Here is a 12,212-nt window from a genome sequence, read left to right on the forward strand (position 1 = left end):
GCATGCCACTGCAACCGCACCACGACGGCTCCGCCCGCTACGTGCCCGAGCAGGCCCCCTCGCTCGGCGACACCGTCGACGTGTTCGTCCGGGTGCCGGCCGGTACGGACGTACGCCAGGTGCACGTGCGTACCACCGGCGACGGCGAACCCCGGTTCGTCGAGGCGGTGGTCGACCGGACCGACGGCGACGAGGTCTGGTGGCGGGCACCGGTCGAGGTCCGCAACCCGGTGAGCAACTACCGGTTCCTGCTCACCGGGGCCGCCGGCCACCGCTGGCTCAACGCCGCCGGAACGGTCGAGCACGACGTGCCGGATCACGGCGACTTCAAGCTCGTCAGTCACGCCCCGCCGCCGGCCTGGACCCGCGACGCGGTGATCTACCAGATCTTCCCGGACCGGTTCGCCCGCTCGGTCGCGGCGGACGGGCGGACCCTGCCGGACTGGGCGATCCCCTGCGACTGGGACACCCCGGTGATCGGGCGGGGGCCCGAGACGCCGCACCAGCTCTACGGCGGCGACCTGGACGGGATCACCGAGCACCTGGCCCACCTGGACCGGCTCGGGGTCAACACGGTCTACCTGACCCCGATCTTCCCGGCCCGCTCCAACCACCGCTACGACGCCGCGGACTTCGACCGGGTGGATCCGCTGCTCGGTGGGGACGCCGCGTTGGCCCGGCTCGCCGACGCGGTGCACGCCCGAGGCTGGCGCCTGCTCGGCGACGTCACGAGCAACCACACCGGGGACGCGCACCGCTGGTTCACGGCGGCCGTCGCCGACGTCCACGCGCCGGAACGGGGGCTGTACTACTTCGCCGAGCGGACCGGCCGCGACGATTCCCGCTCGGCGCGTCTGACGCCGCGCGGCGAGCTGGAGCCGTCGTACGACTCGTGGAACGGGGTCCCGTCGCTGCCGAAGCTGAACTGGGGCAGCGCCGAGCTGCGCCGCCGCTTCGCCACCGCGCCGGACTCGGTGCTGCGGCGCTGGCTGCGCGAGCCGTACGGGCTGGACGGCTGGCGGGTCGACGTGGCGAACATGACCGGTCGGCGGGGCGCGGACGAGTACACCCACGAGGTGGCGGAGCTGCTGCGCACCGTCGTGACGCAGACCCGCCCGGACGCCGTGCTGATGGCCGAGCACGGCCACGACCACACCGGCGACCTGGACCGGAACGGCTGGCACGGCACCATGAACTACGTCGGTTTCACCGACCCCGTCTGGTCCTGGCTGCGCCACGGCGAGCAGCCGGTGCCGAACTTCCTCGGCACGCCGGGCGGGGTCCGGCGCCGGGACGCCGGGGCGGTGCTCGAGACCATGAACAGCTACCGCAGCCTGGTCTCCTGGCGCTCGTACACCCACTCGTGGCAGCTGCTCGGCTCGCACGACTCGGCCCGGATCCGCACGGTGGTGGGCGACGCGGCGCGGCACGAGGTGGCCGCCGGGCTCCTCGCCACCATGCCCGGCACCCCGATGATCTTCGCGGGGGACGAGCTGGGCCTGACCGGCGGAACCGGCGAGGGGTCGCGTACGCCGATGCCGTGGCACCGGCCGGAGTGCTGGGACGGGGGCACGTTCGCCGCGTACCGGGCGCTGCTCAGGCTGCGACGCGACGAGCCGGCGCTGCGGCACGGCGGTCTGCGCTGGGTGCACCACGACCCGGACACGCTGGTCTTCCTGCGCGAGTCGCCGGACGGCACCGTGCTGGTGCTGGCCCGGCGGGCCGCCGGGGGGCCGGTCCGGCTCGGCGGCCTCCCCGCCGGGGAGAACCTGTACGGCGGGGCGCCGGGGCTCCGGCCGGACCGCGGCCGGGCGGTCACGCTGCCGGGCGACGGCCCGACCTTCCAGGTGTGGCGCCTCCGGTGACCCGGCCGCCGGCTCGTCGGGCGGCGGGCGCGCCACGCCGAGCCCCCCTACTACAAGGTGTCGTTGATGGGGGAGGATGTGCCCGTGGAAGCTTTGAGGCTGATCCTTCTCTACGTCCATCTGATCGGGTTCGCGTTGCTGCTGGGCGGTTCCCTGGCCCAGTACGTCAGCGGCCGGATCCGCATCAACGGGGCCATGCTCTGGGGGTCCGTGATCCAGTTGGTGACCGGCATCGGGCTTGCCGCGCCGCTGCGTGACGGTGACGAGCCGGCCCCGGCGAAGCTCGCGACCAAGGGCGTGATCGCGCTGCTGATCTTCATAATGGTCTTCTTCTCCCGGAAGCGGGAAACGGTCAACCGCGGCCATTTCCTGGCAATTGTGGGGTTGACCCTGGTCAACGCCGCAGTGGCCGTCTTCTGGCGGTAACGTCGGCCCTGTAAGGCGCGCAAAAATCGGACTTTCACGACGCCGGGGCGCACCTTTACCTGCACGAAGAGTGATTTCCCCCACGGGACGGTTACGTAGGGGTAACAGGCGCTCAACAGTCGTGCACGATTGGCGGCCGGTGGGTGGGCGCGGGCGTACGCTCCCGTCCGTAACGTGGGACACCGGCGGCAACAGCGCAGGCCGGTTCAAGGGCAGCCACCGCACAAGGCGCGGTGTGCGATGGGAAGGAGACGTCTTGCGCTCGGTGCGTGGGATGCGGATCGCCTCGATCGTGGCGGCGGGTGGGCTCGTACTGAGCGCCGCCGCGTGTGGTGAGGCGCCGGACGAGAACAACGGCGCCGGTGACGGCGGCAAGAAGTTCAGCGCCTGCATGGTGACCGACGTCGGTGGCATCGACGACAAGTCGTTCAACGCCTCTGCCTGGCAGGGTCTGAAGGACGCGCAGGCCGCCAACAGCAACATCGACCCCAAGTTTGTGGCGTCCAAGGCCGAGGCCGACTACGAGCCGAACCTGACGCAGTTCGTGAACCAGAAGTGCGACTTCATCCTGGCCGTCGGTGGCCTGATGGGCGACGCCACGAAGAAGATCGCGCAGGCGAACCCGAACCAGCAGTTCGGCATCGTCGACGCCGACCCGGGCGTGGCCAACGTCTACCCGATGCAGTTCGACACCGCCCAGGCCGCCTTCCAGGCCGGTTACCTGGCCGCCGGGATGACCAAGACCGGCAAGGTGGGCACCTACGGTGCGCTGCCGATCCCGCCGGTGACCATCTTCATGGACGGCTTCGTCGACGGCGTGGCGTACTACAACCAGGCCAAGGGCAAGAACGTCCAGGCGCTCGGTTGGAACAAGGAGACCCAGAAGGGCTCCTTCACCAACGACTTCGCCAAGCAGGACGAGGGCAAGAAGGTCTCGGACACGCTGGTCGCCCAGGGTGCCGACATCATCATGCCGGTCGCCGGCGGCTCCGGCCTCGGCACCACCGCGGCGGCGAAGGCCTCGAACGGCCAGTACAGCGTCATCTGGGTCGACGTCGACGGCTGCGAGAGCACCCCGGACTGCTCGGCGATCATGACCACCGTGGTCAAGAACATCCCGGAGGCCGTCAAGGAGGCCGTGCTGAAGGCCGCCGGTGGCGAGAAGCTCCAGGCCAAGCCGGGCTTCGTCGGCGACCTGGCCAACACCGGTGTCTCGATCGCCCCGTTCCACGACTTCGACAGCAAGGTCCCGGCCGAGCTGAAGGCCGAGGTCGAGAAGATCAAGGCGGACATCGCCGCCGGCACCATCACCGTCACCTCGAAGGCTCAGCCGACCAAGTGACGACCAGCCGCTCCCCCCGGTGAGAACATCGGGGGGCCGGCAGGCAACACGGTACGACCGATCCGGCCGCTCCGGCTCCGCGGAACCTCCCGCCGGGCTGGGGCGGCCGATCGCGCACCACGGCGACCGGCCGCCCCGGCCAGGTCGTCCGGCAGCCGGCCGGCGGCTAGGCTGCACCATCGCTCGCACTCCCGGGAGGTTGCGCTGAGACTCGAACTGCGCGGCATCACCAAGCGGTTCGGTGATCTGGTCGCCAACGACCACATCGACCTGACGGTGGAGCCTGGTGAGATCCACGCCCTGCTCGGCGAGAACGGCGCGGGCAAGTCGACACTGATGAACGTGCTCTACGGGCTCTACCAGCCCGACGAGGGCGAGATCCTGGTCGACGGCGAGCCGCTGAAGCTGCGCGGGCCGTCCGACGCCATCTCGGCCGGGATCGGCATGGTGCACCAGCACTTCATGCTGGTCCCCGTCTTCACGGTCACCGAGAACATCATGCTCGGCGCGGAGCAGATCCGCGGCGGCATCTCCGGTTTCCTGGACCGCCGGCGCGCCCGCCGGGAGGTCGTCGAGGTCTCCGAGCGGTACGGCCTGCGCGTCGACCCGGACGCGGTGATCGAGGACCTGCCGGTCGGCATCCAGCAGCGGGTGGAGATCGTCAAGGCGCTCACCCGGGACGTCGACCTGCTCATCCTGGACGAGCCGACCGCCGTGCTCACCCCGCAGGAGACCGAGGAGCTGCTCACGGTCATGCGGTCGCTCAAGGCGGCAGGCAAGTCGATCGTGTTCATCACCCACAAGCTCGGCGAGGTCAAGGCGATCGCCGACCGGATCACCGTGATCCGGCGCGGCAAGACCGTGGGCACCGCCTCCCCCGAGGCGAGCCGCGACGAGCTGGCCGCGCTGATGGTCGGCCGCAACGTCCGGCTCACGGTGGAGAAGGCCACGGCCAAGCCGGGCAAGCCGGTGCTCGAGATCGCCGGCCTGGTCGTCGACGACGACCGGCAGATCCGCGCGGTCGACGGCATCGACCTGACCGTGCACGCGGGCGAGGTGCTCGGTGTGGCCGGTGTGCAGGGCAACGGCCAGACCGAGCTGATCGAGGCGATCATGGGCCTGCGCCCGACGCTCGCCGGCTCGGTGACCCTCGACGGCGAGTCGATCGACGGCTGGACGACCAAGCGGGTGCTCCGCGCCGGCGTCGGCTACGTTCCCGAGGACCGCAGCGTCGACGGGCTGGTCAAGGAGTTCAGCGTCGCGGAGAACCTCGTGCTGGACATCTACGACCGCCCGCCCTTCGCCGGCGGGCTCGCGCTGAAGCCGGAGGCCATCGCGACCTCGGCGAAGCAGCGGATCGAGCAGTTCGACGTCCGGACCTCCTCCGCCGACATGCCGGTCGGCACCCTCTCCGGCGGTAACCAGCAGAAGGTCATCGTGGCGCGGGAACTGTCCCGGCCGCTGAAGCTCTTCATCGCCGCCCAGCCGACCCGCGGTGTCGACGTGGGGTCGATCGAGTTCATCCACAGCCAGGTCATCCACGAGCGGGACATCGGCACCGCCGTGCTGGTGGTCTCCAGCGAGCTGGACGAGGTGCTCGGTCTGGCGGACCGGGTCGCGGTCATGTACCGCGGCCGCATCATCGGCATCGTCAGCCCGGACACCCCGCGTGAGGAGATCGGCCTGCTGATGGCCGGTATCACCCCGGAGGCGGCGGCCGAGCAGGCGGGCGGCGACGCGACGAGCACCGAGCCCCCAGGCAACGAGGACGAGGCATGAGCGAGCGCCAGCGAGTGAATCATCGGTACAGCGTGGTGGCGGCATGAGCGAGCAGCAGTCGTCGCCGGACAAGGAGCCGGCGAGCAAGGCGCAGGCGGCGCAGGAGTCGCTCGGCAACACCGAGCGGGCCGAGGACGCGACCACACCGCAGGCCGGGCCCGCCACCGCGACGCCCGGGGGTACGCCGGAGCCGAAGCCCAGCCTCGGGCGGCTCTTCGTGGCGAACCTCTGGGCCGCCAACACGGTCACGGTGACGGTGCTGTCGCTGGTGCTGGCGATCGTGGTCGGCGCGATCCTCATGATCATTTCTGATCCCGAGGTCCTCTCGACCTACTCGTACATCACCGCCCGCCCGTCGGACGCGCTGAACTCCAGCTGGACGCTGGTGAGCGAGGCGTACGCGAACCTCTTCAAGGGTTCGGTCTTCGACCCGGAGGCGTTCAGCGGGTGGCTGAACGGCACCAACGGCTGGCAGGCGGTCCTCGCCCCGATCTCCGAGACGCTCACCTACACGGCGCCGCTGGTCTTCACCGGCCTCTCGGTGGCGCTCGCCTTCCGCGGTGGCCTGTTCAACATCGGCGGTCAGGGTCAGGCCACCCTCGGTGTGGTGCTCGCCGCGCTGGCCGGCTTCGCGCTGCCGCTCCCGCCCGGCCTGCACCTGCTCGTCGCGGTGCTCGCCGGTGCCCTCGGCGGCGCGATTTGGGGCTTCATCCCGGGCATTCTCAAGGCGCGCACCGGCGCCCACGAAGTGATCATCACGATCATGCTCAACTACATCGGCACCTACCTGCTCACCTGGCTGATCGTCCAGAACGGGGTGCAGGACCCGAACCGTACGGACGCGATCAGCAAGGCCGTGGACCCGTCGGCCCAGCTGCCCCGGCTGCTCGGCGACAACCTGCGGGTGCACGCCGGCATCCTGCTCGCGGTGCTGGCCACCTGGGCGGTGGCGTGGCTGCTCAACCGCTCCACGCTCGGCTTCGAGCTGCGGGCGGTCGGCGCCAACCCCGACGCGGCCCGTACCGCCGGCATCAGCGTCGCCCGAACCTTCGTCCTCATCATGGTCTTCGCCGGACTCCTCTCCGGCCTGGGCGGTGCGAACATGGTTCTCGGCTCGACCGCCAGCGCGCTCACGCCGCTCGTGGTGGCGCAGATCGGCTTCGACGGCATCCTGGTGGCGCTGCTCGGCCGCCTGAAGCCGTGGGGGGTCGCGCTCGCCGCGCTGCTCTTCGGCGCGCTGCAGGCCGGCGGCAACCGGATGCAGTCCTACTCGGGGATCTCGCTGGAGCTGGTGACCGTGCTCCAGGCGCTGATCGTCATCTTCATCGCCGCGCCGGCCCTGGTGAAGGCGATCTTCCAGCTCCGGGCCGCACGCGCCGCCCGGTTGCAGACGAGCCTGGCGAAGGGCTGGTAACTCATGTCCACCATGGCTGTCCCCGACGTGGCGGTCGCCGCGGTCGACGAGGGCTTCTGGACCCGTAACCGCAAGGTCGGTCTGGTCCTGCTGCTCCTCGGCCTGCTCTCCGCGGTGCTCTTCGGCGCGCTCGCCACCGACCAGCAGGCCCGGTTCACCCTCAGCGAGGACGCCGCCGGAACCGCGCTGGAGATCAACGGCACCTTCGGCGCGATCCTCTTCGGCGTCATCGCGCTCGCCGCCGGCGCGGCGCTGCTCACCGTGGTGCCGAAGCGCTGGTTCCTGCTGGTGCTCGGCGTCGGGCTGGTCGCCTTCGTGCTGTCGTTCCTCTGCTGGCAGGTCTCCGCGGCCCCGGCCGGGCAGAACTTCATGCCGCTGGTCAACATCATCCGGGGCACGTTCATCCTGGCCCTGCCGCTGATCTTCGGTGCGCTCGCCGGCGTGCTCTGCGAGCGGTCCGGCGTGGTCAACGTGGCCATCGAGGGGCAGCTGCTGATGGGCGCGTTCAGCGGCGCCCTCTTCGGCAGCATTTCCGGCAACGTCTGGGTCGGGCTGGTCGCCGCGGCCGTCGGCGGCGCGTTCATCTCCCTGCTGCTGGCCGTCTTCTCCATCCGCTACCTGGTCGACCAGACGGTCATGGGGATCGTGCTGAACCTGCTCGCGGTGGGCGTCACCGGCTTCCTCTACGAGCGGCTGATGCAGACCAACGCCGAGCGCTACAACAGCGCGCCCCGGTTCAGCAACTGGGAGATCCCGCTGCTCAAGGACATCCCGGTGCTCGGCCCGGCGCTGTTCCGCAGCAACATCTTCCTCTACCTCGGGCTGCTGCTCGTCCTGGTGATCCACATCGGGCTCTTCCGTACCCGGTGGGGGCTGCGTACCCGCTCGGTCGGCGAGCACCCCACCGCCGCCGACACCCTCGGGGTGCGGGTGCTGCGGCTGCGGTACCGCAACGTGCTGCTCGCCGGTGTGGTCGCCGGCATCGGCGGCGCCTCCTACACGCTGGCGCTCTACTCCTTCACCAAGAACATGATCGGCGGCAAGGGCTTCATCGCCCTGGCCGCACTGATCTTCGGCCGGTGGAACCCGACCGGCGCCCTGCTCGCCGCGCTCTTCTTCGGCTTCGCCGACCAGCTCGCCACCTACCTGGGCGCGATCAACAGCGTGATCCCGAGCCAGTTCCTGGCCATGCTGCCGTACCTGGCGACGATCCTGGCCGTGGCCGGGCTGGTCGGCCGGGTGCGCGCACCCGCCGCGGACGGCAAGCCCTACGTCAAGGGCTGAGCCCCCGGCGTCGGTGCCACGGAGCCCGGGACGATCGGCTGATCGTCCCGGGTCTCCTTCGTGGTGCCGACCGGATGACCCCCCGGCGCCGACGTACCCGACCGGGACGTGGCGGCAGCCGCGGGGCACCTGGTCGAGGTGTCACCGCAGCAGCTGGCCGCGCTGCCCGGCTGAACCGGCAGGCCAGGGGTGGTCCTCGCCGCCTCCGACCAGCTGTTCGGCACAATGTAGGGGTGACGGAGATCGACTGGACGGGGCTGCGCGCCGCCGCCACCGAAGTGATGCGGCACGCGTACGCCCCGTACTCGAAGTTCCCGGTCGGGGCGGCCGGCCTGGTCGACGACGGCCGGGTGGTGGTCGGCTGCAACGTGGAGAACGCCGCGTACGGTGTCGTGCTCTGCGCCGAGTGCGGCGTCGTCTCCTCGCTGCACGCCACCGGCGGCGGCCGGCTCGTCGCGCTCTCCTGCGTCGACGCGACCGGGGAACCGTTGATGCCGTGCGGCCGGTGCCGGCAGCTGCTCTGGGAGAACGGCGGCCCGGAGTGCCTGATCGAGACGAAGGGGCGACCGCTGCGGATGGCCGAGCTGCTGCCGCACGCGTTCGGCGTCGAGGACCTGGAATCGGTGGTCGGGGAGACGCCGCTGCCGGTGGTGCCGGAGCGGCTGGCCGCGTGGCGGGGGCGGGGCACGGTCTTCGTGCATCCGGATCTCTCCGCCGGCCAGCAGGTCTGGACGGCGTACTGGGAGCGGTCGGCGGGGGACGACGCGGGCGCCGAGACCGGTGTGCTGGAGGAGGGGCCGAGCTGGGACGACCCGGCCGAGGCGATCACCTGGGGGTTGGCCCGTACGCCCCGGGTGGTGGTGGTCGACGCGAGCGGCACCATCTTCTGGGCCGGCGAGGGCGAGCCGCCGATGGAGATCCCTACCCGCTGGGGTGGCTGAGCTTGAGGGCCGGGGCCGACCGCGCCCGGCTCCGGGCGGTCAGGCTTGATCCCTCCGCCGGGCACTGTCGGCCCCGGCCCGTCGTGGTCACCGGCCGCGGGTCGGTATCTGCAACGACTGGAAAGAGATCTTTGATGAGTGGTGCTCTTACGGCGGTTGACGTCATCCGGACCAAGCGGGACGGGGGCGTGCTGTCGGACGACCAGATCGACTGGGTGATGGACGCGTACACCCGCGGACAGGTCGCCGACGAGCAGATGTCGTCGCTCGCCATGGCGATCCTGCTGCGCGGCATGACCGGTCCGGAGATCGCCCGCTGGACCGCCGCGATGATCGCGAGCGGCGAGCGGTTGGACCTCTCCGCCGTCGACCGGCCGACCGTGGACAAGCACTCCACCGGCGGCGTCGGCGACAAGATCACTCTGCCGCTGACCCCACTGGTGGCCGCGTGCGGGGCCGCCGTGCCACAGCTCTCCGGGCGGGGCCTCGGGCACACCGGCGGGACGCTGGACAAGCTCGAGTCGATCCCGGGCTGGCGGGCGACGCTGACCAACGACGAGTTCATCGGGCAGCTGCGCGACATCGGAGCGGTGATCTGCGCGGCCGGCGCCGGGCTCGCGCCCGCCGACCGGAAGCTGTACGCGCTGCGTGACGTGACCGGCACCGTGGAGGCGATCCCCCTGATCGCCAGCTCGATCATGAGCAAGAAGATCGCCGAGGGGACCGGCGCGTTGGTGCTCGACGTGAAGGTCGGGTCGGGCGCCTTCATGAAGTCCGTCGAGCAGGCCCGCGAGCTGGCCCGCACCATGGTCGAGCTGGGCGCGGCGCACGGGGTGCGCACTGTCGCGCTGCTCACCGACATGTCCGCCCCGCTCGGTCTGGCGATCGGCAACGCGGTCGAGGTGACCGAGTCGGTCGAGGTGCTCGACGGCGGCGGCCCGACCGACGTTCTGGAGCTGACCCTGGCCCTGGCCCGGGAGATGCTCGACGCCGCCGGCCTCGGTGACACGGATCCGCAGGTGGCGCTCCGGGGCGGCCGCGCCATGGACGTGTGGCGGGCGATGATCCGCGCCCAGGGTGGCGACCCGGACGCGCCGCTGCCGACCGCGCCGGAGATCGAGACGGTCCGCGCGGAGGCCGACGGGTACGTCGAGGCGATCGACGCGTACGCCATGGGGGTGGCCGCGTGGCGACTCGGCGCGGGTCGCGCGCGCAAGGAGGACCCGGTGAGCGCCTCGGCCGGTGTGATGCTCCGCAAGCGTCCCGGCGACTCCGTGCGGGCCGGTGAGGTTCTCTACGAGCTGCGGGCCGAGCAGGCCGAGCGGATCCCCCCGGCGATGGCCGAGGCCGCCGGCGCGGTGCGGATCTCGGCGTCGCCCCCGGTCGACCGGCCCCTGGTCATTGAGCGGATCGGCTGACCCGGCATCGGGCGGGGCGGCATGGTGAATGTCACCTGGGATCGCTATTCTGCCTGGCCAGGGGGGACAACCGGCGCTGAGCCGTCGCGAGCAAGGGAATCGCCGTGACCGTACCTGCCCCCAACCCACGTGAGGTGCGTGAGGCGAGCCTGGACGAGTTGTCCCGGCTGGGCCTGCCACTGCCACCACCGCAGTTTCCGCTGGTCTGGGAGCCCGGCGACCAGATCGAGCTGCGGCCCACGGCCGAGATCGAGGCACGGATCGCGGTGCTGCACCTGATCCTGGCCCGCTGTTTCGGGATGCCGCCGCAGGCCGCGATGAGCTGGCTGCTCGCCTCGCACCTGGTGGAGATGGTCACCCCGCCCGAGTGGCAGTTCGTCACCGGCAGCAAGGGCGACCACCGCTCGTTCGTGCTGCACCACGACGCGCTCTTCTCGCTGGCGTGGGTGCTCGGCCTGACCAAGCTGCTCGACCCGACGCTGCCCGTGGACGAGCGGCTGGTCGAACGGATGCCGGACATCGCCGGCGGGGAGAGCTTCAGCCGGTGGCGCTCCCGGATCCTCGCCGCGCCGCAGCACCCCGCCGACGCGGCCGCGCTGCTCGATCTGCACTACTGCCTGGACTGGGCGTACCTGGAACTGGAGCGCGCCGGCCACCGGCCGCCCGGGCTGGTCGACGCGAACGCGATCGGTCAGCGGCGGTGGGCGCTGGAGTGGGCGGTGGTGCTGCGCGGGCCGTACCACGACGAGCCGCCCGGTTGGGAAGAGGTCGACCTCTCCACCTGAGCCGGCCGCCGTCAGCGCGGCACCGGGCGCCAGACGGCGAGCCGGATCGCCACGGTCGCCCGGACCGGCTCGGCTGCCGCGGCGACCCGCGCGGCCAGGCCGGTCGGGTCGGTGTGCCAGGCGCTCGGGCCCATACCCACCAGGGTGGCGACCTCGGCCCGGGTGAGCGTCAGCTCCGCGCGGTGCACCGTCTCCCCGGTGCGGGTGAAGTGTCCACCCAGGCTGCCGGCCACCCGGTCCTGTTTCGCCGGGTCGACCCGGAGCAGCCCGAGCGGGCCGATCAGCTCCGCGAGGTGCTCCGCCGCGGGCGTCACCACGAGCAGCGCTCCGGCCGGGTCGAGCACCCGGTGGAACTCGGCGCCGTTGCGCGGCGCGAAGACGTTCAGCAGCAGCGCGGCGCCACCGTCGGCGACGGGGAGGCGTTGCCAGGTGTCGGCCAGCGCGGCCGCGACCCGCGGGTGGGCCCGGGCGGCCCGGCGCAGCGCCGGCTTCGACACGTCGAGCGCCAGGCCCACCGCGTCCGGCAGCGCCGCCAGCACCGCGGCGAGGTGCCGGCCGGTCCCGGCTCCGGCCTCCACCACCAGGGGGTACGCCCCGGCGGCCGGCCCGACCGCCGCCACCGCCGCCTCGGCGAGCGCCGTCGAGATGAGGTCGTAGTGACCGGCGGCCAGGAAATCGGCCCGGGCGGCCACCATCTCGGCGGTGTCGCCCGCGTGCGGCGCGCGGCCGGCGAGCAGGTTCACGTAGCCCTGCCGGGCCACGTCGAAGCTGTGCCGGCGGGGGCAGCGCAGCGCTCGGGACGTGCCGGCGTGCGCCTCGCTCAGCGGCTCGCCGCAGACGGGGCAGACGAGCCGCTGGAGGATGCGGGGATCCATGTCAGGCGTCCAGGTGGGTCGGCGCCGCGGGTACCCGGCGGTCACCGTCGACGCGGTGGTGCGGGGAGGCGGCGCGGCGGGGC

General features: G+C 71.8%; 10 protein-coding genes. 9 read left to right on the plus strand and 1 reads right to left on the minus strand.

The window, feature by feature from the left end; translation table 11 throughout:
- Positions 1-2: 2 nt before the first annotated feature.
- The 9 genes from E1211_RS08805 to E1211_RS08845 all read left to right on the plus strand — a co-directional run bounded on the left by E1211_RS08805 (position 3) and on the right by E1211_RS08845 (position 11,254).
- Positions 3-1,865, plus strand: a complete 1,863-nt coding sequence (locus E1211_RS08805) for an alpha-amylase family glycosyl hydrolase (protein WP_132347288.1) — start codon at positions 3-5, stop codon at positions 1,863-1,865.
- 84 nt (positions 1,866-1,949) lie between these two features.
- Complete coding sequence (locus E1211_RS08810; RefSeq protein WP_132347290.1) at positions 1,950-2,291, plus strand: hypothetical protein; 342 nt, start codon at positions 1,950-1,952, stop codon at positions 2,289-2,291.
- 274 nt (positions 2,292-2,565) lie between these two features.
- Complete coding sequence (locus tag E1211_RS08815; RefSeq protein WP_132347308.1) at positions 2,566-3,633, plus strand: BMP family protein; 1,068 nt, start codon at positions 2,566-2,568, stop codon at positions 3,631-3,633.
- 264 nt (positions 3,634-3,897) lie between these two features.
- Positions 3,898-5,412, plus strand: a complete 1,515-nt coding sequence (locus E1211_RS08820; protein ID WP_371686138.1) for an ABC transporter ATP-binding protein — start codon at positions 3,898-3,900, stop codon at positions 5,410-5,412.
- 43 nt (positions 5,413-5,455) lie between these two features.
- Positions 5,456-6,826: an ABC transporter permease gene (locus E1211_RS08825; RefSeq protein WP_132347294.1), complete on the plus strand. Its 1,371-nt coding sequence runs from the start codon at positions 5,456-5,458 to the stop codon at positions 6,824-6,826.
- A gap of 3 nt (positions 6,827-6,829) precedes the next feature.
- Positions 6,830-8,110, plus strand: a complete 1,281-nt coding sequence (locus tag E1211_RS08830) for an ABC transporter permease (RefSeq protein WP_132347296.1) — start codon at positions 6,830-6,832, stop codon at positions 8,108-8,110.
- Between the two features lie 233 nt (positions 8,111-8,343).
- Positions 8,344-9,051 carry a cytidine deaminase gene (locus E1211_RS08835; protein ID WP_132347298.1) on the plus strand — a complete coding sequence of 236 codons (708 nt, stop codon included), beginning with the start codon at positions 8,344-8,346 and terminating at the stop codon, positions 9,049-9,051.
- Positions 9,052-9,185: 134 nt separating this feature from the next.
- The gene (locus E1211_RS08840; RefSeq protein WP_132347300.1) at positions 9,186-10,469 is read left to right on the plus strand and encodes a thymidine phosphorylase; all 1,284 of its coding nucleotides are present in this window, start codon (positions 9,186-9,188) and stop codon (positions 10,467-10,469) included.
- Positions 10,470-10,573: 104 nt separating this feature from the next.
- The gene (locus tag E1211_RS08845) at positions 10,574-11,254 is read left to right on the plus strand and encodes a DUF4272 domain-containing protein (protein WP_132347302.1); all 681 of its coding nucleotides are present in this window, start codon (positions 10,574-10,576) and stop codon (positions 11,252-11,254) included.
- A gap of 11 nt (positions 11,255-11,265) precedes the next feature.
- On the opposite strand, the gene E1211_RS08850 is transcribed toward E1211_RS08845, so the two are convergent.
- A complete protein-coding gene (locus E1211_RS08850) occupies positions 11,266-12,129 on the minus strand; it encodes a putative RNA methyltransferase (protein ID WP_132347304.1) in 864 nt (287 codons plus the stop codon).
- Positions 12,130-12,212 lie beyond the last annotated feature (83 nt).

The organism is Micromonospora sp. 15K316, assembly GCF_004348525.1.
GTDB lineage: Bacteria > Actinomycetota > Actinomycetes > Mycobacteriales > Micromonosporaceae > Micromonospora.